24 protein-coding genes are annotated in these 24,672 nt (G+C 65.3%); 2 read left to right on the top strand and 22 right to left on the bottom strand.

Annotated elements, in window-relative coordinates; all coding sequences use genetic code 11:
- Positions 1-220: 220 nt before the first annotated feature.
- The gene (gene murA / locus BST47_RS03090) at positions 221-1,474 is read right to left on the bottom strand and encodes a UDP-N-acetylglucosamine 1-carboxyvinyltransferase (RefSeq protein ID WP_083123768.1); all 1,254 of its coding nucleotides are present in this window, start codon (positions 1,472-1,474) and stop codon (positions 221-223) included.
- Positions 1,475-1,554: 80 nt separating this feature from the next.
- On the opposite strand from murA, the gene BST47_RS03095 reads away from it, so the two are divergent.
- Positions 1,555-2,121: a cob(I)yrinic acid a,c-diamide adenosyltransferase gene (locus tag BST47_RS03095; RefSeq protein WP_083123769.1), complete on the top strand. Its 567-nt coding sequence runs from the start codon at positions 1,555-1,557 to the stop codon at positions 2,119-2,121.
- Positions 2,122-2,146: 25 nt separating this feature from the next.
- Here the strand turns inward: BST47_RS03095 and BST47_RS03100 are convergent, their stop codons facing one another.
- The 15 genes from BST47_RS03100 to rpmE form a co-directional block, all read right to left on the bottom strand.
- Entirely contained in the window at positions 2,147-2,593 is a 447-nt protein-coding gene (locus BST47_RS03100; protein ID WP_083123770.1) for a DUF2550 domain-containing protein, read from the bottom strand.
- Between the two features lie 7 nt (positions 2,594-2,600).
- Positions 2,601-2,966 (bottom strand): F0F1 ATP synthase subunit epsilon, encoded by a 366-nt coding sequence (locus BST47_RS03105; protein ID WP_083123771.1) that lies wholly within the window; start codon positions 2,964-2,966, stop codon positions 2,601-2,603.
- A gap of 3 nt (positions 2,967-2,969) precedes the next feature.
- Positions 2,970-4,490 carry a F0F1 ATP synthase subunit beta gene (gene atpD, locus BST47_RS03110; protein ID WP_083123772.1) on the bottom strand — a complete coding sequence of 507 codons (1,521 nt, stop codon included), beginning with the start codon at positions 4,488-4,490 and terminating at the stop codon, positions 2,970-2,972.
- Positions 4,491-4,514: 24 nt separating this feature from the next.
- Positions 4,515-5,444: a F0F1 ATP synthase subunit gamma gene (locus BST47_RS03115; RefSeq protein WP_083123773.1), complete on the bottom strand. Its 930-nt coding sequence runs from the start codon at positions 5,442-5,444 to the stop codon at positions 4,515-4,517.
- A gap of 27 nt (positions 5,445-5,471) precedes the next feature.
- Positions 5,472-7,115: a F0F1 ATP synthase subunit alpha gene (gene atpA / locus BST47_RS03120; RefSeq protein WP_083123774.1), complete on the bottom strand. Its 1,644-nt coding sequence runs from the start codon at positions 7,113-7,115 to the stop codon at positions 5,472-5,474.
- Positions 7,116-7,165: 50 nt separating this feature from the next.
- Complete coding sequence (locus BST47_RS03125) at positions 7,166-8,500, bottom strand: F0F1 ATP synthase subunit B/delta (RefSeq protein ID WP_083123775.1); 1,335 nt, start codon at positions 8,498-8,500, stop codon at positions 7,166-7,168.
- Positions 8,501-9,001 (bottom strand): F0F1 ATP synthase subunit B, encoded by a 501-nt coding sequence (locus BST47_RS03130; RefSeq protein ID WP_083123776.1) that lies wholly within the window; start codon positions 8,999-9,001, stop codon positions 8,501-8,503.
- A gap of 9 nt (positions 9,002-9,010) precedes the next feature.
- Positions 9,011-9,265 carry a F0F1 ATP synthase subunit C gene (locus tag BST47_RS03135; RefSeq protein WP_014212097.1) on the bottom strand — a complete coding sequence of 85 codons (255 nt, stop codon included), beginning with the start codon at positions 9,263-9,265 and terminating at the stop codon, positions 9,011-9,013.
- Positions 9,266-9,351: 86 nt separating this feature from the next.
- Positions 9,352-10,149 carry a F0F1 ATP synthase subunit A gene (gene atpB, locus BST47_RS03140; RefSeq protein ID WP_083123777.1) on the bottom strand — a complete coding sequence of 266 codons (798 nt, stop codon included), beginning with the start codon at positions 10,147-10,149 and terminating at the stop codon, positions 9,352-9,354.
- Between the two features lie 10 nt (positions 10,150-10,159).
- On the bottom strand, positions 10,160-10,606 hold the full coding sequence (locus BST47_RS03145) for an ATP synthase subunit I (RefSeq protein ID WP_083123778.1): 447 nt from the start codon (positions 10,604-10,606) through the stop codon (positions 10,160-10,162).
- 234 nt (positions 10,607-10,840) lie between these two features.
- On the bottom strand, positions 10,841-12,043 hold the full coding sequence (locus BST47_RS03150) for a glycosyltransferase family 4 protein (RefSeq protein ID WP_083123779.1): 1,203 nt from the start codon (positions 12,041-12,043) through the stop codon (positions 10,841-10,843).
- A gap of 21 nt (positions 12,044-12,064) precedes the next feature.
- Positions 12,065-12,718, bottom strand: a complete 654-nt coding sequence (locus BST47_RS03155) for an L-threonylcarbamoyladenylate synthase (RefSeq protein WP_083123780.1) — start codon at positions 12,716-12,718, stop codon at positions 12,065-12,067.
- Positions 12,719-12,731: 13 nt separating this feature from the next.
- Positions 12,732-13,598: a peptide chain release factor N(5)-glutamine methyltransferase gene (gene prmC / locus BST47_RS03160; RefSeq protein WP_083123781.1), complete on the bottom strand. Its 867-nt coding sequence runs from the start codon at positions 13,596-13,598 to the stop codon at positions 12,732-12,734.
- Complete coding sequence (gene prfA / locus BST47_RS03165; RefSeq protein ID WP_083123782.1) at positions 13,595-14,668, bottom strand: peptide chain release factor 1; 1,074 nt, start codon at positions 14,666-14,668, stop codon at positions 13,595-13,597. Before prfA ends, prmC begins: the two co-directional genes overlap by 4 nt.
- A 101-nt stretch (positions 14,669-14,769) precedes the next feature.
- Positions 14,770-15,006, bottom strand: coding sequence for a 50S ribosomal protein L31 (gene rpmE, locus BST47_RS03170; protein WP_083124243.1), 237 nt, complete (start codon positions 15,004-15,006; stop codon positions 14,770-14,772).
- Between the two features lie 212 nt (positions 15,007-15,218).
- Here rpmE and BST47_RS03175 point away from each other — a divergent pair, with 212 nt between their 5' ends.
- Complete coding sequence (locus tag BST47_RS03175; RefSeq protein WP_083123783.1) at positions 15,219-15,824, top strand: TetR/AcrR family transcriptional regulator; 606 nt, start codon at positions 15,219-15,221, stop codon at positions 15,822-15,824.
- Positions 15,825-15,878: 54 nt separating this feature from the next.
- Here the strand turns inward: BST47_RS03175 and rho are convergent, their stop codons facing one another.
- The 6 genes from rho to argS form a co-directional block, all read right to left on the bottom strand.
- A complete protein-coding gene (gene rho, locus BST47_RS03180; RefSeq protein WP_083123784.1) occupies positions 15,879-17,813 on the bottom strand; it encodes a transcription termination factor Rho in 1,935 nt (644 codons plus the stop codon).
- Between the two features lie 299 nt (positions 17,814-18,112).
- Positions 18,113-19,057, bottom strand: coding sequence for a homoserine kinase (gene thrB / locus BST47_RS03185; RefSeq protein ID WP_083123785.1), 945 nt, complete (start codon positions 19,055-19,057; stop codon positions 18,113-18,115).
- 11 nt (positions 19,058-19,068) lie between these two features.
- Positions 19,069-20,184, bottom strand: coding sequence for a threonine synthase (thrC, locus tag BST47_RS03190; RefSeq protein WP_107528842.1), 1,116 nt, complete (start codon positions 20,182-20,184; stop codon positions 19,069-19,071).
- Entirely contained in the window at positions 20,181-21,506 is a 1,326-nt protein-coding gene (locus BST47_RS03195) for a homoserine dehydrogenase (protein ID WP_083123786.1), read from the bottom strand. Before BST47_RS03195 ends, thrC begins: the two co-directional genes overlap by 4 nt.
- Before the next feature lie 4 nt (positions 21,507-21,510).
- The gene (lysA, locus tag BST47_RS03200; protein WP_083123787.1) at positions 21,511-22,929 is read right to left on the bottom strand and encodes a diaminopimelate decarboxylase; all 1,419 of its coding nucleotides are present in this window, start codon (positions 22,927-22,929) and stop codon (positions 21,511-21,513) included.
- The gene (argS, locus tag BST47_RS03205; protein ID WP_083123788.1) at positions 22,926-24,578 is read right to left on the bottom strand and encodes an arginine--tRNA ligase; all 1,653 of its coding nucleotides are present in this window, start codon (positions 24,576-24,578) and stop codon (positions 22,926-22,928) included. The genes lysA and argS overlap by 4 nt, the downstream gene beginning before the upstream one ends.
- Positions 24,579-24,672 lie beyond the last annotated feature (94 nt).

Genomic DNA, 24,672 nt, shown 5'->3' on the forward strand with positions numbered 1-24,672 from the left:
GAAAAAGAGGCAGACCAAAAAACAACAACAAACAAAAACCACCAAACACACTATTGAGTTCTCAAACAACACACCCGGTTTTCAGGCAACCCTGCCACTGTACTCCATGTGGTCAGAGAGGTCAAACCCGGTCCGCCGATCCATTTGGACTGGGGCCCTTGGCTTCTGGAGAAAATAGTACGCCCTAAACGACCCAGTCCCAAACCCGGGCCTCCGAGCCCTACGCGATGCGCTCGATCTCCGCCCCAAGGCTGGTCAAATTCTCCACGAACAGCGGGTAACCACGGTCGATGTGGAACACGTCGTGGACTTCGGTGTCGCCGTCGGCGACCAGCCCGGCCAGGACCAACCCGGCGCCTGCACGGATGTCCGACGACCACACCGGAGCGCTGGACAACTGCCGTATCCCCCGTATCACGGCGTGGTGACCGTCTGTGCGGGCGTCGGCGCCCAGCCGGATCATTTCCTCGACAAAGCGGAACCGCGCCTCGAAGACGTTCTCGGTGATCATCGAGGTGCCGTCGGCGATGGACGCCAAGCCGATGGCCATCGGTTGCAGGTCCGTCGGGAAGCCCGGAAACGGCAGCGTGGCGACATTGACCGCCTTCGGCCGCTCGTACTGGACCACCCGGAACCCGTTGTCGTCCTGGGTGACGGTCGCGCCGGCATCGTGAAGCTTGTGCAGCACCAACTGCAGATGCTGTGGGTCGACACCGGTGACGGAGATGTCCCCGCGGGTCATGGCGGCCGCAATACCCCATGTCGCCGCCACGATGCGGTCCCCGATGACCCGGTGCTCGGTCGGATGCAGGCGGTCGACCCCCGTGATCGTCATGGTCGACGTGCCCGCCCCCGAGATCTGCGCGCCCATCTGGCTGAGCATCGTGCACAGATCGACGACGTCGGGCTCACGCGCGGCGTTGTGAATGGTCGTGACACCCTCGGCGAGGACCGCCGCCATCAAGATGTTCTCGGTGGCACCTACCGACGGGAACTCCAGCTGAATCTCTGCGCCTCGCAGGTGATCCGCCTCGGCGACAACGCAACCGTGTTCGATATTGCATCGCGCACCCAGCTGACGAAGTCCGGCCTGATGCATGTCCAGCGGCCGCGATCCGATCGCATCGCCGCCGGGCAGGGCAACCTTCGCGCGTTTGCAGCGCCCAACCAGCGGGCCGAGCACACATACTGATGCCCGGAACTGACGGACCGCGGCGAAATCCGCGTCGTACTTGGGTTCATCGGGCGAGGTGATCCGCACGACGTCGCCCTCGAGCTCGACGGTCGCGCCGAGGCCGCGCAGCACCTCGGCCATTAGCGGCACGTCAAGGATGTCGGGACAGTTCGTGATCGTGCTGGTGCCCTCTGCCAGCAGCGATGCAGCCATCAGCTTCAGAACACTATTCTTTGCCCCCCCGACGGCAACTTCGCCTGCTAACCGGTTTCCACCGGTCACCACGAATCGCTCGCTCACGCGGGTCAGTGTAAACAGCGCCGTGGGCCGTGTCAGTTTCCCGACAGCTTTCCAGCCACCTTCTCCGGTACGGTTTCCACATGGCAGTTCATCTGACCCGTATCTACACGCGGACGGGTGATGACGGAACCACTGGACTCAGCGATTTCAGCAGGGTGTCAAAGAATGACGCCCGGCTCGCGGCCTACGCCGACTGTGACGAAACCAACGCAGCCATCGGCGTGGCGGTCTCTTTGGGGAACCCCAGTGACCAAGTTCTCAAGGTTCTCAGGCAGATTCAGAACGATCTCTTCGACGCAGGTGCGGACCTGTCCACGCCGGTGGTCGAGAACCCCGAACATCCACCGCTGCGGATCTCGCAGAGCTATATAGACCGGCTCGAGGCGTGGTGCGACGAATTCAACGCGGATTTACCTGCGTTGAATTCCTTTGTACTGCCTGGCGGTTCACCGCTATCTGCGTTGCTGCATGTCGCCCGAACCGTGACGCGGCGGGCCGAACGGTCGGCGTGGGTTGCGGTAGAAACGCACGGTGAAACCGTCAGCGTGCTACCGGCCAAGTACCTCAACCGGCTCTCGGACCTGCTGTTCATTCTGTCCAGGGCAGCCAACCCCGACGGCGATGTACTTTGGAAACCGGGCGGATGAGAGACAAACCAGGTCCCGCAACAGGTTAAGACGTGCGACGTCGTGCGCGTGGCGACGGCCTCGACTCGACCCACGACAAGAAGGCCGTCAACGCGCCTCGATCCAATGCCACCTCATAGCCGCGTCGGCGCTCGGGGCTGGAGTCTCGCAGCTCGAGGACCACGATTTCGTCTGTCATGATGTCGAACTCGTCACCCCGGGGGGCACGCCGTGACACGATCTCCAACCCTCGCCGGCTCAGCGTGCGATCGGGCCACCACCGGATGCTGGACAGCCGATAGAAGCCGGCTTCCCCACCGCGATACCGCATTACGCCGTGCCGCCACCCGTGCCCACCAACGGCAGGAACATCACGCAAGATCGCGGCTGTACCGCCGACCTGCCGAAGCTTCCACAACCGGTAACACATCATGGCGACGGCCGCCAGCAGCACGCCAATCAGCGCGACCATGACGAACATGGACACGCTCATCGGCTGGCTAGTCGATCTGGCCTAGAGCGCGCAAGCGCGCTCTGCCCCAGGCCGCGGTGCGCTCGTCGTCAGACTCGGAGTCCTGCTTTGCGCTGTCGCCGTTGATCTCTGACTCGAACTCGGCGTTCTCGACGAGGATCCGAACCGTCTCCTCGGTGACCGAGAGAAATCCACCGTCAACCGCGATCCTCAGATCGTCTTCGCCTTCGCGCTCGACGCGCACCATCGCGTCGTCCACGAGCTGAGCCACCAGCGGGATGTGATGCGGCAGGATGCCGATCTCACCGGCGGTGGTTCGGGTGAAAACGAACGAGGCCTCACCCGACCAGAGCTCGCGCTCGACGGCGACGATCTCTACGGTCATTTCGGCCATGAGCTAGGCGTCCTCGCTCTTGGAGTCGTCGGAATCGTCGGCCTTCTCGTCGTCCTTCTTGTCGTCCTTCTTCGACGAGCCCCCACTGCTGCCCTTATCGATCTTGGCGCCAAGGCTTTCGGCCTTCTTCGCCAGATCATCCAGGCCGCCGATGAGGAAGAACGCCTGCTCGGGCAGGTGGTCGAAGTCGCCCTTCGATAGCTTGTCGAATGCCTCGACGGTCTCCTTCAACGGCACCGTCGAACCAGGCTGGCCCGTGAACTGCTCGGCCGCCATCATGTTCTGACTCAGGAAGCGCTCGATACGGCGGGCGCGCTGCACCAGCTGCTTGTCCTCTTCGGCGAGCTCGTCGATACCAAGGATGGCGATGATGTCCTGAAGGTCCTTGTAGCGCTGCAGGATTCGGATGACTTCCTGCGCAACCCGGTAGTGCTCGTCACCTACGACCGCTGGGTCGAGGATCGTCGAGCTCGACGCCAGCGGGTCCACCGCCGGGAAGATGCCCTTCGAGAACACCGCACGCGAGAGCTCCGTGGTGGCATCGAGGTGCGCGAACGTGGTCGCCGGCGCCGGGTCGGTGTAGTCGTCGGCGGGCACGTACACAGCTTGCATCGAGGTGATCGACTTACCGCGGGTTGAGGTGATCCGCTCCTGCAGCTCGCCCATCTCGTCGGCCAGGGTGGGCTGGTAACCGACGGCCGACGGCATACGGCCGAGCAGCGTGGACACCTCCGAGCCCGCCTGGGTGAACCGGAAGATGTTGTCGATGAACAGAAGAACGTCCTGGCCCTGCTCGTCGCGGAAGTACTCCGCCATGGTCAGCGCCGACAACGCGACCCGCATACGGGTGCCGGGCGGCTCGTCCATCTGACCGAACACCAGCGCGGTGTCCTTGAGCACGTCGGCGTCCGCCAACTCGACCCATAGGTCGTTGCCCTCACGGGTGCGCTCACCGACGCCGGCGAACACCGAGGTACCACCGAAGTTGCGGGCGATGCGGTTGATCATCTCCTGGATGAGCACCGTCTTACCCACGCCGGCACCACCGAACAGGGCGATCTTGCCGCCACGCACGTAGGGGGTCAGCAGGTCGACGACCTTGAGGCCGGTCTCCAGCATCTCGGTACGAGGCTCGAGGTCAGCGAAGGCCGGCGGCTTGCGGTGGATCGACCAGTGATCGAAGTCCTCGCCGTAGCCGGGCTCGTCGAGGCAGTCGCCAAGCGCGTTGAATACGTGGCCCTTCACGCCGTCACCGACAGGCACCGAGATCGACGCTCCGGTGTCGGTCACCTCGACACCACGCACCAGACCATCGGTCGGCTGCATCGAGATGGCGCGCACGAGGTTATCCCCAAGGTGCTGCGCGACCTCCAGCGTCAACGTCTTGGCCATCTCCTTGTAGGTGATCTCGGCGTGCAACGCGTTGAACAACTCAGGGACGGAGCCGCGCGGAAACTCCACGTCGACAACCGGACCCGTGATGCGGACTACCCGGCCTGCGGTCTTTTCTGCGGTAGCAGTCATATCTCTCTTCGCTTCCTACGGGGCTTACTTGGCGTCGGCCAGCGCGTTGGCGCCGCCGACGATCTCGCTGATTTCCTGGGTGATCTGCGCCTGACGTTCACGGTTCGCCATCAAGGTGAGGTCCTTGATCAAGTCGTCGGCGTTATCGGTGGCGGACTTCATCGCTCGGCGCCGAGACGCCGATTCCGACGCGGCTGCTTCCAGCAGCGCGGCGTAGACGCGAGTCGCGACGTAGCGCGGTAGCAGCGCGTCGAACAACGTCTCCGGGTCAGGCTCGAACGAGAACAGCGTGTGCGGACCGTCTTCGGGCGACTCGTCTTCCACGTACTCGACCACCATCGGCGCGATGCGTCGCGCCACCGCGCTCTGCGAAAGCATCGACTTGAACTCGGTGAACACGATGTGCAGTTCGTCGACTCCGAGGATGCCGTCCTCGCCGGGGTCATCGTCATCGTCGTCGGCACCGGACATGAACGCTGTCACCAGGGTGTCGGCGATCTCACGCGCTTGCTCGTAGGTGGGCCGCTCAGAGAATCCCGTCCACGATTCCGTCACCTCACGCTGCCGGAAGCTGTAGTAGCCCAACGCCTTACGGCCGACCGTGTAGAGCACCGGGCTCTTGCCCTCTTCACGCAACAGCGCGAACAGTTCCTCGGACTGGCGCAGCACGTTGGCGTTGTAGGCACCGCAGAGACCACGATCCGACGACACCACCAACACAGCCGCTCGCTTCGGGTTGTCCCGTTGGACCAGCAACGGGTGGTCCAGCGCGCTGGCGCTGGCGAGTTCAGTGAGCATGCTGGTGATCTCGGTCGCAAAAGGCCGAGCGGCCTCGACTCGCGCCTGCGCCTTGGCGATCCGCGACGTGGCGATCAGTTCCTGGGCCTTGGTGATCTTCTTGATCGACCCCGCGGAACGGATGCGCCCACGTAGCTCGCGCAGTGTTGCAGCCATCTAGGTTCTCCAGACCCTTTCGGTGTCTTACTTCTTGCCGGCCTTGCGGACCTTGACGGTTTCTTTCTCCACGTCTTCTTCGTCCATGGCCTCTGCGTCGGCCTCGTTCACCACGACCGAGCTGCCGTCGCTTGCCGAGAAGCCCTTCTTGAACTCGTTGATGACGTCGGAGAGCTTCTTCTCGTCCTCCTCGGAGAGCTTCTTGGTCTCCCGGATCCCCTTGAGGATGCCGTCGTGGGACGCCCTGACATGCTCGAGCAATTCCTGCTCGAAGCGCGAGACGTCTTCGATCGGAACCGAATCCAGGTGACCACCGGTGCCGAGGTAGATCGACACAACCTGATCCTCGACTGAGTACGGCGAGTATTGGGGCTGCTTGAGCAGCTCCACCAGGCGGGCGCCGCGGTCGAGCTGCGCCTTGGAGGCCGCATCGAGATCCGAGGCGAAGGCGGCGAAGGACTCGAGTTCGCGGTACTGCGAAAGCTCGAGGCGCAACGAACCGGCGACCTCCTTCATTGCCTTGATCTGAGCAGCGCCGCCGACTCGGGACACCGAAACACCGACGTTGATGGCCGGACGCACGCCCTGGTTGAACAGGTCGGACTCCAGGAAGCACTGTCCGTCGGTGATCGAGATGACGTTGGTCGGGATGAAGGCCGAGATGTCGTTGGCCTTGGTCTCGATGATCGGCAGGCCGGTCATCGAGCCACCACCCAGTTCATCGGACAGCTTCGCGCAACGCTCCAGGAGCCGCGAGTGGAGGTAAAACACGTCGCCGGGGAAGGCCTCGCGGCCCGGCGGGCGACGCAGCAGCAGCGAGATCGCGCGGTAGGCGTCGGCCTGCTTGGACAGGTCGTCGAACACGATGAGCACGTGCTTGCCGTCGTACATCCAGTGCTGACCGATGGCCGAACCGGTGTAGGGCGCAAGCCATTTGAAGCCGGCGGCGTCGGAGGCCGGTGCCGCGACGATGGTGGTGTACTCCATCGCGCCACCGTCTTCGAGGGCACGCTTCACACTTGCGATCGTGGTGCCCTTCTGGCCGATCGCGACGTAGACGCAGCGCACCTGCTGCCCGGGGTCACCCGTCTCCCACGCCTCACGCTGGTTGAGGATGGTGTCGACGCAGACAGCGGTCTTGCCGGTCTTGCGGTCGCCGATGATCAGCTGACGCTGGCCGCGCCCGATCGGTGTCATGGCGTCGATGGCCTTGATGCCAGTCTGCAGCGGCTCCGAGACGCCCTGGCGCTGAACCACAGACGGCGCCTGCAGCTCGAGCGCGCGACGGGTGTCGGACTCGATGTCGCCCTGTCCGTCGATCGGGTCTCCGAGGGGGTTGATGACGCGTCCGAGGAAGGCATCACCAACCGGCACCGAAAGCACGTCGCCGGTGCGCTTGACTTGCTGGCCCTCTTCGATCTTCTCGAAGTCGCCGAGGATCACGGCGCCGATGCTGTGCTCGTCGAGGTTCAGCGCCACCCCGAGCACGCCGCCGGGGAACTCGAGGAGCTCCTGCGTCATGACGGAGGGGAGGCCCTCGACGTGGGCAATACCGTCGCCTGCATCGATGACGGTGCCGATCTCTTCCCGCTCGGTGTCGGCGGAAAACGAGGATACGTAATCCTCGATGGCACCTTCGATGTCAGCAGCGGAGATGGTCAACTCTGCCATGGTTTTTCGTCTTCCTACCTAGCGTTAACGGGTGGTCTAGTTGTGTTCGGTCAGTCCGGCAGCTGGCTCTCGGCAGCCGCCAGCCGAGAGGCGATCGAGCCGTCGATCACCTCGTCGCCGACGGTGATGGAGAGCCCGCCGAGCAGATCTGGGTCGACGTGCAACTGCACGGCCACTGGGTGCCCGTAGATCCGGGTGAGCACCTCGCTCAGCCGGGTGTGTTGCGCATCGGAGAGGTCGGCCGCGGCGGTCACGTGGGCCACGATCTCCCCTCGCCGTGCGACAGCCAATTCGGCCAGGTCGACGACGGCCTCATCAGCACGTTCGCCGCGCAGCAACGTCACGGTCTGCTTGAGCAGAGCCTTGGCCGTCTGGTTGACGTCGTCGCTTTCGAGCACCTTGTCCAGCAAGGCGACTCGACGGTCCGCAGGAATGGTGTAGTCGCTCAGCAGCGAGGTCAGCTTCGGCTGGGAATCGAGGATGCGCCCGAACCGGAACAGCTGATCCTCCACCTCGTCGACCTCACCGTTGACTTCCGCGAGCTTCAGCAGCGCCAGCCGTGCGATGTGTTCGATGCCTACAAGAAGGTCGGCGTCGGCCGACCAGCGCTGAGATACCGCCGTCCGCAAGAGCTCCAGCGTGTGGCTGTCCACCTCGCCCGAGAACAGCCGCTCGATCAGAGTCATCTTGGCGTGCGAGTTGTCGCTCGGTTCTGCGAGGTGCTTTGTCAAGCCCGGCTGGGCCACGAGGAGCCTGACCACAGAAGTAAGTTCGTCGGCGAGCGTGGTGAGACCGGGTTCGCGCAGTCGGCCCGCCACGTTGTCGAACTCTTCGGTCAGTGCGGCCATCGCCTGCCTGCTGGCAGCACGCAGCCTGACCGATGCCCCGGTTTCGATGGTCGCGGTCGACGAGGACATGCCGTCGAGGTCGTCGATGAAGCGATCGACCGTCGAGGCCTGGGCTGCGGGATCGGCAACGTGCGCACGCACCAGATCGGCGGCCTTTTGCACGGCACCCTCGCCCAGGCCATTACGAAGCTGCCGGATGGTCTGCTGACGCAGCAGATGGACCTGCTGTTCGCCTTGGGCCTTGATCCGCTCGGCGTCGGTACCCGCCTGCTCCTGCAGCTGGGCGGCGATGCGCTCGGAATCATGCCGCGCCTCGTCGGTCACCTTCGCCGATTCGGCTTTGGCATCCTCGACCGCGCGGGCGTGCATCGCGTCGGCGTCTTCGAGTTTCTTCGCCGCCTCGGCGCTCTCTTCGAGGGCGGCACGGATAGCGTCCTGCTGCTTGCGCATCATGTCGCGCACCAGCGGGACAACCCACTTCATGAGGATGAAGACGATGACCGCGAAGCCGATCAGCTGGCCGATGAAAGTCGACATCTATTGCTTCCCACCTGGTTTCACGTCGACGCCGAGAATCTTGCTGGCGAGCGTGGCGGACAGCCCGTCGACCGAGGAGTACAGCTCGGTCTGAGTTGCCGCACCCTGCGCCGACAGCCGCTGTTCGGCGTCCTGCAGGGTGCTGGCGACCTCGCCATTGGCCTCCGCGCGCTTCTCGTCGATGACCTTGCGCCCCGACGTACGAGCCTGGTCGCGGATGGCCGACGCCTCACTGCGCGCGCCGGCCATCTTCTCGTCGTAGTCGGCTTGTGCGGCCGCGAGCTGCTCAGCCGACTTGCGGTTGTCGGCCGCCGTCTTCGCCAGCATGGCTTCCCGTGCGGCGAGCACCTTGCCGACCGGCGGCACCACCCATTTCCAGATCACCGCGAGGGTGATCAGGAAGATGAGCAGCACCGCGAAGAAGGTGCCGTTGGGGACCAGAAAGTTGCTCTGTCCCCCGCCTTCTTCCGCGGCGAGGATCGTCGTGGTCAGTTCGGTCATGCTGTCGAACTACGACGCACCCGGCGTGGCGAAGACGAACAGCGCCATGAACGCCAGGTTGATGAAGTAGGCCGCCTCGACCAGACCGACGGTGATGAAGAACGGTGTGAACAGCCGGCCCTGAGCCTCGGGCTGACGTGCGATGCCGGCGATCAACGCGTTACCCGCGATGCCGTCACCGATACCGGCACCGATGGCGCCGCCACCCATGATCAATCCACCGCCGATCAGAGCGCCAGCGGTGATGAGGGCGTTTGGATCCATTTCCTTTATCCTCCTTGATAACTGGCGGCCTCCGCCAGAGTTCGTGGTCGTTGGTGCTACAAGATTCAGTTGTTTCGGACTACCGGTCAGTGATGGTCGTCGTCGAGCTCCATCGATTGGCTGAAGTACAGGATCGTCAGCAGCGAGAAGATGAACGCCTGGATGAGGCCGACGAACAGGTCGAAGGTCTTCCAGATCGCGTTGGGCGCCCACTGGATGTACCAGGGGAACATTGCGATCAGCGCCACCAGGATGCCGCCGGCGAAGATGTTGCCGAAAAGTCGCAGTGCCAACGAGATCGGCTTGGCGAGTTCCTCGACGATGTTGATCGGCGCCAGCAGCGCGACGTGACCCTTGATCACCTTCAGCGGGTGGCCGAGGGGGCCGCGGCGCCAGAATCCGGCGGCGTGATAGCAGACGAACACGAACAGGGCGAGCGCGAGCACGAAGTTGATGTCTGAGGCGGGCGCCTTGTAGAGCTCGGCCGCAGCGCCGTCGGCTCCGCCGTACTGCAACGGCAGCACCGCGAGCCAGTTGGAGATGAGGATGAAGACGAAGATCGCGATGGCCAGCGGCAGGACAAAGGGCGCCACCTTCATGCCGATGGCGCTCTCGATCTGATTGCGCATCTGGATGGTCAGCGCCTCCCAGAACAGCTGCACGCCACCGGGAACGCCGGTCGACGTGACCTTGGCGCGAAGCACGAACGCAAGGGCGATGACAATCAGCGCGGTGATGCCGGTCGCCATGATGGTGTCGCCATTGAAGGTCATGCCGAACAGCTCGAACACCATCGTGTGATGGCCGACGTGAATGACGGCGCCACCGCCGCCCTCTTCGGCCGCGAGAATGATCTCCGACGTCCCTGTCGTAGCCCAGTTCATGAAAGCCCGCTCAACCCTTCGAATCCGTGTCCACGTAATCCAGACCGTCGCTTCGGATCTTCTTCATCACCGGAATGCTGGTGCTCATCACCAGTAGCGCCTGGAAGATCGCAAGTCCGAACACCACCCCGAGCCCGCCGTTGGTCCTGAAGACGAAGGCGATGGTGAGCGCGATCGCGGTGATCACAAGCAACCTCGCCGCCGAGTTCAGCGCCATCTTCTTCTTCAGCGGGTGTTCCTCAGCGGTGATCGACTCCACCGCCCGCTTCACCAAGAGGGCGTTGAGCAAACCGAGACCCAGTCCGACACCGAAGAAAACACCGAAGAACGGATGGCCGGTGAACCAGGCCGCGGCGACCGCGACGGCGGTGAGCGCCACGCAGACGATGAGCAGCCGCAATGGCCGGAACGCAACCGACGGAAACACCAACGGCGCGTCATGCCCTGGCGTCGTCACTGCTTCACCTCAATCCCGCGGTCAGAGGAAGTTGCCAAATGATTTCTGTGAGTGGCGCCCCGAGCGTATCGGAGTGCATCGGGCCCACTGGAATCACCCTGGGGTCGCTCCCTTTGTCGGTCGTTGTTCCGCGCCGATCGGTGGCTCACCGATGGCCCGGAGGCCGGCAACCCGCGAGGTTTTTCGGGTTCTGACTGCACCCTAACACATGGTGAGAGCCATAAAAGACGTCTACTACTTTTTGTCGTACAGTTCATCTGGTTGACCGTCTCGGCGGCGCAACAGCGGGATGAGAGTAACCACGATCGCGACCAGAATCGCTGCCAGCATGACGGCACCGGTGTAGCGCGGATCGAAGAAAATCGTGCTGGCGGCGCCGACCGCGATGATGCCCACCCACAAGTAGATCAGCAGCACCACCCGCCGGTGCGAATGACCGATGTGAAGCAGCCTGTGGTGCAGGTGCATCTTGTCGGGGCTGAACGGGCTGCGACCCGCGCGGGTGCGCCGCACGATCGCCAACAGCATGTCCAGCGCTGGCACGAACAGCACGGCAACCACCAACAGGAACGGCGACAGCAAGGCGAACACATCGCGGGCGCCGTATGCGGTCTGAGATATCGGTCCCGCGGCCGTCGTCGAGGCCGCGGCGAGCATCAGGCCGATCAGCATCGAACCCGAGTCGCCCATGAAGATTTTGGCGGGGTGGAAGTTGTGCGGCAGGAATCCCAGGCATGCTCCGGCGAGCACCACCGAGATCACGGCAGGCGGATAGAACAGGACATCGCCGCCGTGATCGCGCAGCAGCCCGATCGAGAAGATGCAGATGGCCGATGCGGTGATCAGGCCAAGGCCTGCGGCGAGGCCGTCCAGCCCGTCGACGAAGTTCATGGCGTTGACGATCGCGACGGTCAGCGCCAGCGTCAGCAGGATCGACGACACCTGGTCGAGCACGATGGTGCCGACACCGGGGATGTAGAGCACGCTCCACGCGACGCCCATCGTGACAAGCACACTGGCCGCGGTGATCTGGCCGGCGAACTTCGTCAGTGCATCCAGTCCCCATCTGTCGTCGATCAGACCGATCGCCATGATGAGCCCGCCGGCGACCACGACTGCGGGCATTCCCGACGAGTACACGAACCCACGGGTGAGCGCCGGAAGCTGCGACGCCAGCAGCACGGCGCAGACCACGCCGACGTACATCGCCAGCCCGCCCATCCGCGGCGTCGGCTGCAGATGAACGTCGCGTTCGCGCGGATAGGCCACCGCCCCGAGACGGCGGGCGATGACGCGCACCCATCCCGTAGCGAAATAGGTGATGATCGCTGCGGTGAGTCCGACCAGCGCGAGCTCGCGAAGCGGGACGCCTGCACCGCGATCGTTGAGCGCCAGCAGACTGTCTGCCGCGTAGATCACCGATGAACCGTATGCCATGTTGCTTCAGGTCGCCCCGGATCAGTCCGTCAACGTCGCCGCGTCGACGCCGAGCACTTTCGCCACCGCGTCGACGGTGACCGGCCCCTGGCGCAGCACCTTGGGATGTGCACCGGTCAGGTCCACGATCGTCGACGCCGCCTGCTGCTGCGACGGTCCGGCGTCGAGGTAGACCTCGACGAGGTCGCCGAGTTGGTCGCGCGCGTCTTTCGCGGTGACGGCGGGGGGCTGACCCGAGATGTTCGCGCTCGACACCGCCATCGGCCCGACCGCGCGTAGCAGCTCGATGGCCACCGGGTGCAGCGGCATGCGCACCATGACGGTGCCGTGCGCGTCGCCTAGGTCCCATTGCAGTGACGGCGCCTGCCGCACCACGAGACTGAGGGCACCAGGCCAGAAGGCGCGGATGAGTTCGCGGGCGGTGTTCGGGACGGAGTACACCAGCCCCTCGATCGTGTGCCAGGACCCGACGAGCACCGGGACGGGCATGTCGCGACCGCGACCCTTGGCCGACAGTAGAGCCGAAACGGCCTCGCTGTCGAACGCGTCGGCGCCGATGCCGTAGACGGTGTCGGTCGGCATCACCACCAGACTGCCGCCCTTGACCGCGCTGACGGCCGAGGCGATACCGATCGCCCGCGTCTGCTCATCGAGGCAGTCGAACATCTCCGTCATGAAGTCCAGTTTCTCACCGGTTCCGGACTGCAGTGACGAAGCGGGGCCGACCCGTCAGGTCGAAGCGGCTGGTGACGTCCTCGAATCGCCCTGTCCTGGCGAACGCTTCGACGGTCCGCGCCGCGGTGGTGTCGTCGTGCTCGACGGCGCAGAGCCCGCCGGCACGCAGCCATCGCCCAGCGAGGTCGGCGATGGCTTCGATGACCTCCATCCCGTCCGGCCCGCCGAACAGCGCGTGCGGTGGATCATGTTCGGCGACTTCGGGTTCCAGATCCGCGCCGTCGGGAATGTAGGGCGGGTTGGCGACGAGCAGATCCACCGAGCCGTCGAGGTCGGGAAGCAAGCCCGATTCCGTGACGTCGGCGCGCAGCAGTTCGACGCCCCCGGCGCCTGCGAGATTGCGCGTCGCATACTCGAGCGCGCTCTGCGAGTCGTCGACGGCGACAATGCGGGCCGCGGGCCAGAACTTCGAAAGCGCCAACGCCAGCGCACCGCTACCGGTGCACAGATCGACGATCACCGGGTTCAGCGAAAGCTGTTGTGCAAAAGTCCATTCCAGCATCGCTTCGGTTTCTGGCCGCGGTGTGAAAACACCAGGACCGACATGGACGGTGACGGGACCGAACGCCGCGGTTCCGACGATGTGCTGAAGCGGCTTGCGGCTGACGCGCTCGGCGACGAGGCCCTCATAGGTTTCGTAGAAGTCCGAGCCGGGGTCGACGAATGCCAACCGTCCGCGCTCCACACCGGCGGCAAATGCGGCAAGCAGTTCCGCGTCAGCCCGTGGCGATCCGACTCCCGCCCGCGCCAGTGCCGACGCCGCGCCATCGATCGCCTGACGGATGTTGGCGGATGCTCGCACCCGGCCGGGCCGGGTCATGCTCGCTGAAGCCGGGACTGCTTGTCGGCGGTGGCCAGCGCGTCGAACAGGGCATCGAGGTCGCCGTCGAGGACCTGGTCGAGGTTGTGCGCCTTGAAGTTGATCCGGTGATCGGCGATCCGGTTCTCGGGGTAGTTGTAGGTACGGATCCGCTCACTGCGGTCGACGGTGCGGATCTGGCTGGCCCGGTCCGCCGACGCGTCGGCCTGCGCCTGCTCCTCGGCGAGTGCCTGCAGCCGGGCGGCAAGCACCTGCAGCGCGCGCGCCTTGTTCTGCAGCTGGCTGCGCTCGTTCTGGCAGGTGACGACGATGCCGGTGGGCAGATGCGTGATGCGCACCGCCGAGTCGGTGGTGTTGACACCCTGGCCGCCCTTGCCCGAGGACCGGTACACGTCGATGCGCAGATCGGATTCGTCGATCTGGACTTCCTCGACCTCTTCGGGTTCGGGGTAGACGAGCACGCCCGCGGCCGACGTGTGCACGCGGCCCTGCGACTCGGTCACCGGAACCCGCTGCACACGGTGCACGCCGCCCTCGAACTTGAGGCGCGACCACACCCCGTCGGCCGGGGTTCCCTTGCTTCGGATCGACAGCGTCGCGTCCTTGTAGCCGCCGAGGTCCGAGTAGGTCTCGTCGAGAACCTCGACGGTCCAGCCGTGCCGCTCGGCATAGCGGATGTACATCCGCGCCAGGTCGGCGGCGAACAATGCCGATTCCTCGCCTCCCTCACCGGACTTCACCTCGAGGACGATGTCGTCGGCGTCGTGCGGGTCGCGGGGTGAGAGCTGATCGGTCAGCTGGGTGTCGAGCTGCTCGACGACGGCTTCCAGTTCGGGCACCTCGGCGGCGAACGACTCGTCGTCGGCGCCCAGTTCCCGTGCGGCGTCGAGATCGCCGCGGGCAGCCTCGAGCTTGCGGTAGGTCGCGACGATCGGCGAAACCTGGGCGAACCGGCGGCCGACCTTGCGCGCGGCAGACGCGTCCGCATGCAGGTTGGGATCGGAGAGCTGGCGCTCGAGGTCGGCGTGCTCGGCGAGCAATGCCTCGATCACGGGTGCCGTGTCGGCCATGTCCTCCTCCTTACCCGCAGTGCACTCCCTCGGTCCTTCCGCCAAACGCAAACCGACGCCCGGGCTGCGCTCGTGCGCAGCATCGGGCGTCGGGAAGACAGCTAGTTGTCCGCAGCCTTATCGGCGCCGGCCTTGCGCTTGCCGTAGCGCTTCTCGAAGCGCGCCACACGGCCGCCGCTGTCGAGGATCTTCTGCTTGCCGGTGTAGAAGGGGTGGCACTGCGAGCAGACCTCGACGTGGATCTGGCCGCCCTTCTTGGTGCTGCGGGTAGTGAACGTGTTGCCGCAGCCGCAGATCACCGTGGTGTCGGCGTAGTCAGGATGAATGCCTGATTTCATCGTTTCCTCTTCAATCGTGGGCACCGGGTCGCCCCTCCGTTGACCAGGAGGTATCGGCGTGAACCGGAACCGAGGGTGTCGGCGCCATTATGCCAGGTCAACCGCCAATGGCCTAAACGCACGCGACGGGGTCGCTATTCCTCGCGCCGCTCTGGCGTGACCTCTGCGGCTGAACAGATCTGTGAGTCTGTCTACCGTGCCACAATGCCCAGGTGACGACCGGCACTGCCACCAAGAACGTTCGCGATCGACTGACCGACGCGGCGGAGATCTGCATGCGTGCGAAGGGGATCCGCGCGACCACGGTGTCCGAGGTGGCCGAGGTCGCCGGGGTATCCCGCGGCTGGTTGTACCGCCACTTCCCGGACAAGGTCACACTGCTCGGCGCGGCGATTGTGCGGTTGAACGAAGCGTACTGGTCGGACGCGCACGCGATGCTGGAGCAGGTCGAGGGTCTGGACCGCCAGATGGCGCTGGGCATCCGGCACGCCCGCACCGCATACGACGATCCGGGTGCGCTGCTGATGAAGCTGCGGATGGAGGAGCCCGAGGAGTTCGCGGCTTGTGCGGGTGCAGGTGTCCAGGGGCTGGTGCCCGACCTGGCGGATTTCTGGTCGCGCTACCTCATCGCCGCCCGTGAGCGCGGCGAGATCCATCCCGACATCGACATTGCCGAAGCGTCGGAATGGGTTGCCCGCGTACTGATTTCGCTGGCAACGGTGCCTGGCGACACGCTCGACCCGGAAAACTCCGACGCTCTGCTGGTGCAGGTGCGCCGCTACGTGATGCCGGGCCTGAAAGCCGACCCCGCCGTGTGATTTCGGCGTGCCTGGTCCCGCCGAGGGTGACCGGGCACGTCCAGATCGCTGGTGTTAGTCGCCGTCCGCGGAGCCGGGCGCGGTCTTGGAGACCTGAACCAGGAACTCGTAGTTGTTCTTGGTCTTGCGCAGCTGGCTCATCAGCAAGTCGATGGCCTGGTGCGGGTCGAGGCCCGAGAGCACGCGGCGCAGCTTGTGCACGATGGCGAACTCATCAGCCGAGAGCAGCAGCTCGTCCTTACGGGTGCCCGACGGGTTGACGTCGACAGCCGGGAACACGCGTCGCTCGGCGATCTTGCGGTCGAGCTTGAGCTCGGCGTTGCCGGTGCCCTTGAACTCCTCGAAGATCACCGTGTCACCGGTCGAACCGGTCTCCACCATGGCGGTGGCAATGATCGTCAGAGAACCACCGAACTCGATGTTGCGGGCCGCACCGAGGAACCGCTTGGGCGGATACAGCGCGGTCGAGTCGACACCACCGGACAGGATCCGGCCCGAGGCCGGCGACGCGTTGTTGTAGGCGCGGCCCAGTCGGGTGATCGAGTCGAGCAGCACGACGACATCCTTGCCCTGCTCGACGAGCCGCTTGGCGCGCTCGATCGCGAGCTCGGCAGCCTGAGTGTGGTCTGACGGCGGGCGGTCGAAGGTCGAGGCGATGACCTCGCCCTTGACAGAGCGCTGCATGTCGGTGACCTCTTCCGGACGCTCGTCGACGAGCACGACCATCAGGTGGCATTCCGGATTGTTCTTGGTGATCGCGTTGGCGATGTCCTGCATGATCGTGGTCTTACCGGCCTTGGGCGGCGACACGATCAGCGCACGCTGGCCCTTGCCGATCGGCATGATCAGGTCGATCAGACGGGTCGTCAGCTTCTCCGATGTCGTCTCCAGGCGCAGCCGCTGGTTCGGGTACAGCGGGGTCAGCTTGGTGAACTCGTCGCGATTCTTGGCGTCCTCAACGGGTCCACCGTTGACCGTGTCCAACCGCACGAGCGGATTGAACTTCTGTCGCGGATTCTGACCGCCACCTTCGCCCTCTTTGGGCACGCGGACGGCGCCGGTCACCGCGTCGCCGCGGCGCAGACCGTTCTTGCGAACCATGTTCATGGACACGTACACGTCGTTGGGGCCGGCCAGGTAGCCCGAGGTGCGGACGAACGCGTAGTTGTCGAGCACGTCGAGGATGCCGGCAACGGGTTGCACGACATCGTCCTCGCGCAACTCGGTGTCGCGGTCTTGACCGCCGCCACCTTCACCGCCGCGCTCACGGCGCCTACGGTCACGGAACCGGCGACCCCGGCGACCCCCGCGCCCCTCACCGTCGTCGTCGTTGTCGTTCTGGTTGTTCTGGTTGTTCTGGTTGTTGCGGTTCTGGTTGCGGTTTTGCTGACCGCCCTGCTGGTCGCCGCCATCGGCCTTGTCGCCGTCCGACCTACCGCCGTCGGACTTGTCGCTTTCGGACTTGTCGCGCTGTTTGGCGGGCTGCTCGGCGGTGTCTTGCTTCGCATCCTGACGGCCCTGTGCGGACTGATCCGAGCCGCTCGGGGCGCCCGATCCGCGCGAAGCGCCGCGACGCTCACGGCGTGGGCGCTGTTGCTCGGTCTGCTCGCCGGCCTCGGTAGTCGTCTCAGAGGCGGTCGCCGTCTCAGCGGCGGGCTCTGCTGGGGCGACATCGGCGGCCTTGGCGGTCGTGCCGTTGGATTCGCCGCGACGCTCACGGATGGCGGCGACCAAGTCGCTCTTGCGCATTCCGGAGGCGCCCTCGACGCCGATCTGCTTGGCCAGTGCCCGCAGTTCGGGCAGCACCATCGTCGATAGTGAGCCTGCACGGTTGCCGGACGCTACGTCGGCGGTCGGTGCGGTTTCCGCGGTGGGCGTGCTGTTGGACGCCTCCTCGGCCGCGGGAGTCGAGATGTCTGAATTCACGGGGCTCGGCAGCTGGTCGTTTTCGCTGCTACCGCCAGCCGTGATCAGGTCCGTTTCGGTCACGGATTTCCTTTCTTTCCCTCGCTGATCAAGTCATGCGGGGGTTCGTGCGTTCAGCTAATCCGCTGAACGCGGGGGTCCCACCATTGCCTCTGCAACAGTGATCGCCGGGATTCGCCGCAAACCGGCGAACCGTCAGTCCACGAGATGAGCACCTGAAAGAAGAGTGGTCGTCCTAGTGTCGACGCAGGCAGAGACGCTGCAATTGCTGGACGAGAGCGAGAATAACCCGCTTCTGTGCTGGAAGCAAGAACGACACTGGTTCGGATGTGACTGCTGTTGTCGGTGCGACCCAACACAGATCAAGTCCGGGCAACAACGCCCGATGTCCATCGCACGCCCTCGCCGACTCTCATCTCACTGACGGTGAACCCGTTCGCGATGCCATATTCAACGGCTTTCGCCGGCAACTCCGATTGCGTACTAAATGCGATAACCGCAGGTCCGGCTCCCGACAGCGCCGCTGACACCTGACAACGCCGGAGGATCTGCAGGTATTCCGCAGACCGCGGGATGGCGGCGGCTCGCTGCGGCTGGTGCAAGACGTCTTCGGTGGCCTCCATCAACAGGTCGGGGCGCTGCGTCAGCGCCACCACCAGCAGTGCGGCGCGGCTCAGATTGAACCGGGCATCGGTGTGGCTGACGTGCTCCGGGAGCAAGACCCGCGTTTCGGCCGTCGAGGAGCGCTCTTCGGGGATCGCGGGAAACAGATGGATGTCCGGATGCAGCTGGATCGGCACCGCCGAGTAGCGCGGCAACACGCCTTCGTGTTCGGTCCACGACACCACTGCCCCGCCGAGCACCGCCGCGGACGCGTTGTCGGGGTGTCCCTCGAACTCACTCGCCAGCTGGATCAACTCGGCGTCGCTCAGCGGCTCCGAACCCACCTGCGTCACAAGGCCGTTGACGACGGCGAGCCCGCCGACGACCGCCGCAGCCGACGAGCCGAGACCTCGGGAATGCGGAATGTCGTTGCGGCAGATGACCTTTAGACCGGCGACCTGAAACCCTGTGCTCTGCAGCCCGTGCTCGATCGCGCGCACGACCAGATGCGACGAGTCCAGGGGGACCTGCCCTGCACCCTCGCCCTCGACTTCGACGACGAGGCCGGATTCGGTGACTTCCACGACGATCTCGTCGTACAGGCTCAATGCCAGGCCGAGGCTGTCGAAGCCCGGACCCAGGTTTGCGCTCGAGGCCGCAACGACGGCGGTGGCCGTCAGACCGACGGGCAGAGTCTGCGTCACAAGGGCACCTGCTAGACCAGACCCAGCATCTCGACCACGGCTGACGCGTCGACTGGTAGCGGGGTCACGACCGGCATGCCTTTGAGCGCCGTGTCGGGATCCTTGAGGCCGTTGCCGGTGACAGTGCACACCACCGTCGAGCCTTTGGCGACCCAGCCATCCTCGATCGACTTGAGCAGCCCGGCGATGCTTGCGGCCGAGGCGGGCTCGACGAACACGGCCTCGGTGCGGGCCACCAGGTGATAGGCGGCGAGGATCTCCTCGTCGGTGGCGGCGACGAAACGGCCGTCGGACTGCTCCTGGGCCTCGACAGCCGTCGTCCACGACGCGGGTGAGCCGATCCGGATGGCCGTGGCGATCGTCTCGGGATTGGTCACCGGCTCGCCGAGCACCAGGGGTGCGGCGCCCGCGGCCTGCGTGCCCAACATGCGTGGCAGTCGGTCGGAAATCCCGTCGCGGTGGTACTCCCGGTAGCCCTTCCAGTACGCGGTGATGTTCCCCGCGTTGCCCACGGGTAGGGAATGCACGTCCGGTGCGGCGCCGAGTGCGTCGATGATCTCGAATGCGGCGGTCTTCTGCCCCTCGATGCGGAACGGGTTGACCGAGTTGACGAGCGACACCGTCGGGTAGTCGTTGGTCAGCTTGCGCGCCAGTTCGAGGCAATCGTCGAAGTTGCCGTCGATCTGGATGATCTTCGCGCCGTGCATGACGGCTTGGGCGAGCTTGCCCATCGCGATCTTGCCCTGGGGGATCAGCACGGCGCAGGTGATACCCGCCCTGGCCGCGTAGGCAGCCGCCGACGCGGAGGTGTTGCCGGTGGACGCGCAAAGCACCGCCTTCTGGCCGCGAGCGACGGCCTCGGTGACGGCCATCGTCATACCGCGGTCCTTGAACGAACCCGTCGGGTTGAGGCCCTCGACCTTCAAATGCACGGTGCAGCCGGTCAATTCGGACAGCCGAGGTGCGGGCAGCAGCGGCGTATTGCCCTCGTGCAGGGTGATCGGTGTCCAGCTGTCCTCGACCGGAAGGCGATCCCGATACGCGGCAATCAGCCCGGGCCAGGGCTGATGAACGCCCTTCGGCGGGACTGTGCTCACTGCTCGTCGCGCAAGCGGCTCATCGCTCATTCGCTGGTTCCTTCCAGTCGAAGCACGCTGTTGATGCCCTCCACCACATCGAGGTCGGCCAGCGCCTCGACGGTTTCGGACAGTGCGGCGTCGGTCGCTTGGTGGGTGACGACGACGATGCGCGCGCCGCACCGTTGGCCTTCTGGGTCGACCATGCCCTCCTGGCGCACTTCGGCGATGCTGACCTCACGCTTACCGAATTCGGCTGCCACAGCTGACAACACACCGGGACGATCGGCGACATTCATGCTCACGTAGTACCGGGTGGGGATGAAGCCGATCGGCGAGATCGGCAGCTTGGCGTACTTGGACTCCCGCGGGCCTCGGCCACCCTGCACCCGGTTTCGCGCGGCCATCACCAGATCACCCAGCACCGCGGAGGCGGTTGGCGCTCCACCGGCACCCTGGCCGTAGAACATCAGCCGTCCCGCGGCCTCGGCCTCGACGACGACCGCGTTGAAGGCACCGTTGACCGAGGCGAGGGGGTGAGTCAGGGGCACCAGCGCCGGGTACACGCGGGCCGAAACCCGCTGCTGTCCCTCGTCAGTGGTCAGCCGCTCGCAAATCGCGAGCAGCTTGATCGTGCAGCCGAGGGCGCGGGCCGAGACGAAGTCGGCCGAGGTGACCTTCGTGATGCCCTCGCGGTACACGTCGTCGGCGGTGACACGGGTGTGGAAGGCGATCGAGGCGAGGATCGCAGCCTTGGCGGCGGCGTCATATCCCTCGACGTCGGCGGTCGGATCCGCCTCCGCATAGCCCAGCGCGCTCGCATCGGCCAGCGCCGCGGTGTAGTCGGCGCCCGTGCTGTCCATCTCGGAGAGGATGTAGTTAGTGGTGCCGTTCACGATGCCGGCGACCCGGATCACGGTGTCACCCGCGAGCGATTGGGTCAGCGGACGGATGACGGGGATCGCACCGGCCACGGCCGCCTCGAAATACAGGTCGACGTGGGCGTGTTCGGCGGCCTGGGCCAATTCGCCGGTGGAGACGGCCATCAGCGCCTTGTTGGCGGTGACGACGGACTTGCCCTGCTCGAGAGCGGACAGGATGGCCTTGCGCGCGGGTTCGACCGGCCCCATCAGCTCGACGACGATGTCGACGTCGTCTCGCGACACGAGTTCGTCGATGTTGTCGGTCAGCATCTCGACCGGCACGCCTCGGTCGTCGGCGACGCGGCGCACCCCGATGCCACGGAGCACCAAGGGTGCACCGATGCGGGCCGCGAGGTCCTGCGCACTCTCCTCGATGATGCGGACGACCTGGCTACCCACGTTGCCGAAACCCAAGACCGCTACGCCGATGGGCTTTTCCTCGGTGCTCATTTGCTTACCTCACTTCCAGACTGAGTAGATCGTCGACCGTTTCCCGGCGCAGAATTAGGCGGGCTTGCCCGTCGCGCACGGCCACGACCGCTGGGCGGCCGATGAGGTTGTAACGGCTTGACATCGAATAGCAGTAGGCGCCGGTGGCTGCGACACCAAGCAGATCGCCCGGCCTTATGTCGTCGGGCACCCACGTGTCGCGCACGACGATATCGCCACTTTCGCAATGCTTTCCGACGACACGACCCAGTATCGACGAACCCTCACTGGCGCGCGAGATCAGGCGGACGTCGTATTCAGCGCCATACAACGAGGTACGGATGTTGTCGCTCATGCCGCCGTCGACGCTGACATAGCGGCGGTACCGGTCGGTTGCGACCGCCACATCCTTGACGGTGCCGACCTGATAGAGCGTGATGGTGCCCGGACCTGCGATCGCGCGACCGGGCTCGACGACCAGTTGGGGGGTGGGCAGCCCGACCGCCGCCGACTCCTCACGGACGATTTCGCTCAGCTTGGCGGCCAGCTCGGCGACCGGCGGCGGATCATCCTGTGGCAGATAGGAAATGCCCAGTCCCCCACCGAGGTCGACGATCGACATCTGCGACGTCTTCTCGACGCCGAACTCGGCAACGACGTCGCGCAGCAGGCCGATGACGCGATGCGCGGCGATCTCGAAGCCCGCGACGTCGAAAATCTGCGATCCGATGTGGCTGTGCAGACCCACCAAGCGCAGATGGTCGGTGGCGAACACCCGACGCACGGCGGTCAGGGCCGCGCCACTGGCCAGCGACAGGCCGAACTTCTGGTCTTCGTGCGCGGTCGAGATGAATTCATGGGTGTGCGCCTCGACGCCGACGGTGACGCGGACCAGGACATCCTGTACGACACCCGCTGCTCCGGCGATTTCGTCGAGCCGCTCGATCTCGACCATCGAATCAACGACCACGTGTTCGATGCCCGCATTGACGGCGGCGGTCAGCTCTTCGACCGATTTGTTGTTGCCGTGCAACGCAATCCGGTCAGCGGGAAAGCCGGCGTGAAGTGCGACGGCCATCTCGCCGCCGGTCGCGACGTCGAGGGACAACCCCTCTTCAGCGATCCAGCGGGCCACCTCGGAGCACATGAAGGCCTTGGCGGCGTAGCGCACGTTGTGACCGCCGCCGAATGCCGCAGCGATCTCCCGGCATCGCGACCGGAAGTCGTCCTCGTCGATCACGAACGTCGGAGTGCCGAACTGCGCGGCGATGTCCGCGACGGACACTCCGGCGATAGATACCACGCCGTCGTCACCGCGAACCGTGTTGCGCGGCCAGACATTCGGCGCGAGCAGCAAGACCTCGGCCGCCGAGAGCGGACGCGGCGGCGCACCACCATGGTGGATTTCTTCGGCGTGCCGTGGTCCGGCCGGGTGGGCGATCACATCCGCTCCGGAGCGCTCACGCCGAGGATGCCCAGACCGTTGGCGATGACCTGGCGTGTGGCCTCGCACAGCGCCAGGCGCGCGGAATGCAGATCGTTCGGCGCTTCGTCACCCTGGGGCAACACGCGGCACGAGTCGTAGAACCGGTGATAGTCACCGGCCAAGTCTTCGAGGTAACGGGAGACGCGGTGCGGTTCACGCAGAGTCGCAGCGGTTTTCAGCACACGGGGGAACTCGCCAAGGTTGCGGATCAGCACGCCCTCTTTATCGTGCGTCAGCACCTCGAGATGCTGGGTGCTCGCGACAAGACCGAGCTCGGCGGCGTTCCGAGCCAGGGCAGAGAGCCGTGCGTGCGCGTATTGCACGTAGTAGACCGGGTTTTCGTTGGACGCCGACGACCACAACGCCAGATCGATGTCGATGGGGGTGTCCACCGAGGAGCGGATCAGCGAGTACCGGGCGGCGTCGACGCCGATCGCGTCCACAAGGTCGTCGAGCGTGATCACCGTGCCGGCGCGCTTACTCATCCGCACCGGCTGGCCGTCGCGGACCAGGTTGACCATCTGCCCGATCAGCACCTCGACCGTGGCGGGATCCTCACCCAGCGAGGACGCGATGGCCTTGAGCCGGGCGATGTAACCGTGGTGGTCGGCGCCGAGCATGTAGATGCACAGGTCGAAGCCGCGCTCGCGCTTGTCGAGGTAATAGGCGATGTCGGCGGCGACGTAGGCCGGCGCACCGTCGCTCTTGATGACGACGCGGTCCTTGTCGTCGCCGAAGTCGGTGGTGCGCAACCAGACTGCGCCGTCCTTCTCGTACACCTTGCCCGCGTCGCGCAGCTTGGCGATCGCCTGCTCGACGCGCCCCGACGTGTGCATCGAGTCTTCGTGGGTGTAGACGTCGAAGTCCGTGCCGAACTCGTGCAATGAGGACTTGATATGACTGAACATCAGGTCGACCCCGATGGCACGGAAGGTCTCCCGCATTTCGTGGTCGGTCAGGCTCAGGACGTCGGGTTCCTTGGCGACCACTTGTGCGGCAATGTCTTTGATGTATTCGCCGGCGTACCCGTCCTCGGGCGTCGGCTCACCCTTGGCCGCCGCGATCAGCGAGTTGGAGAACCGGTCGATCTGGGCGCCGTGGTCGTTGAAGTAGTACTCGCGTAAGACGGACGCGCCCTGCGTCGAGAGCAGCCGGCCCAGCGCGTCGCCGACAGCGGCCCAGCGGGTGCCGCCGATGTGGATCGGCCCCGTCGGATTCGCCGAGACGAACTCCAGGTTGATGCTCTGGGCCTTCAGCTCGTCGGAGTGACCGTAGTCCGCGCCCGCGACGAGGATGTTGTTGACGATCACGCCCTGGGCGGAGGCGTCGAGACGCAGATTGACGAAGCCGGGCCCCGCGACGTCGGCGGCGGCGATCCCGTCGGTCTGCGCCAGCGCGGCCGCCAACCAGCCGGCCAGCTCGCGTGGGTTCGTGCCGACCGTTTTGCCCAGCTGGAGGGCCAGATTCGTGGCGTAATCGCCGTGCTCGGGGTTGCGCGGGCGCTCGACGGTGACCGTGTCCGGTAGCGCGGCGCTGTCGAGTCCGTGCTCGGAAAGCACCGCGGCCGCGGTGGTCTTGAGCAGCTCGGCCAAGTCGGCTGGGGTCACGAGGGTCCATCCTATGGTCTGACGTGGTCAGGCCCCGAATCGGTTTCCGGTGCTTCCGATGCGTTAGGCTGTCGACGCCCGTTGGCGCAGGTTC

Origin of the sequence: Mycolicibacterium tusciae (assembly GCF_002086795.1) — a bacterium.
Classification (GTDB): Bacteria; Actinomycetota; Actinomycetes; order Mycobacteriales; family Mycobacteriaceae; genus Mycobacterium; species Mycobacterium tusciae.

What these genes read in the sequence shown, in the direction of transcription:
- BST47_RS03125 (WP_083123775.1), bottom strand. Translation starts at nt 8,500, where the DNA reads ATGTCGACTTTCATCGGCCAGCTGATCGGCTTCGCGGTCATCGTCTTC.
- atpA (WP_083123774.1), bottom strand. Translation starts at nt 7,115, where the DNA reads ATGGCAGAGTTGACCATCTCCGCTGCTGACATCGAAGGTGCCATCGAG.
- BST47_RS03115 (WP_083123773.1), bottom strand. Translation starts at nt 5,444, where the DNA reads ATGGCTGCAACACTGCGCGAGCTACGTGGGCGCATCCGTTCCGCGGGG.
- BST47_RS03105 (WP_083123771.1), bottom strand. Translation starts at nt 2,966, where the DNA reads ATGGCCGAAATGACCGTAGAGATCGTCGCCGTCGAGCGCGAGCTCTGG.
- BST47_RS03150 (WP_083123779.1), bottom strand. Translation starts at nt 12,043, where the DNA reads ATGGCATACGGTTCATCGGTGATCTACGCGGCAGACAGTCTGCTGGCG.
- atpD (WP_083123772.1), bottom strand. Translation starts at nt 4,490, where the DNA reads ATGACTGCTACCGCAGAAAAGACCGCAGGCCGGGTAGTCCGCATCACG.
- BST47_RS03155 (WP_083123780.1), bottom strand. Translation starts at nt 12,718, where the DNA reads ATGACGGAGATGTTCGACTGCCTCGATGAGCAGACGCGGGCGATCGGT.
- BST47_RS03135 (WP_014212097.1), bottom strand. Translation starts at nt 9,265, where the DNA reads ATGGATCCAAACGCCCTCATCACCGCTGGCGCTCTGATCGGCGGTGGA.
- rpmE (WP_083124243.1), bottom strand. Translation starts at nt 15,006, where the DNA reads ATGAAATCAGGCATTCATCCTGACTACGCCGACACCACGGTGATCTGC.
- BST47_RS03195 (WP_083123786.1), bottom strand. Translation starts at nt 21,506, where the DNA reads ATGAGCACCGAGGAAAAGCCCATCGGCGTAGCGGTCTTGGGTTTCGGC.
- thrC (WP_107528842.1), bottom strand. Translation starts at nt 20,184, where the DNA reads ATGAGCGATGAGCCGCTTGCGCGACGAGCAGTGAGCACAGTCCCGCCG.
- prfA (WP_083123782.1), bottom strand. Translation starts at nt 14,668, where the DNA reads ATGGCCGACACGGCACCCGTGATCGAGGCATTGCTCGCCGAGCACGCC.
- BST47_RS03095 (WP_083123769.1), top strand. Translation starts at nt 1,555, where the DNA reads ATGGCAGTTCATCTGACCCGTATCTACACGCGGACGGGTGATGACGGA.
- BST47_RS03100 (WP_083123770.1), bottom strand. Translation starts at nt 2,593, where the DNA reads ATGAGCGTGTCCATGTTCGTCATGGTCGCGCTGATTGGCGTGCTGCTG.
- atpB (WP_083123777.1), bottom strand. Translation starts at nt 10,149, where the DNA reads ATGAACTGGGCTACGACAGGGACGTCGGAGATCATTCTCGCGGCCGAA.
- prmC (WP_083123781.1), bottom strand. Translation starts at nt 13,598, where the DNA reads ATGACCCGGCCCGGCCGGGTGCGAGCATCCGCCAACATCCGTCAGGCG.
- BST47_RS03130 (WP_083123776.1), bottom strand. Translation starts at nt 9,001, where the DNA reads ATGACCGAACTGACCACGACGATCCTCGCCGCGGAAGAAGGCGGGGGA.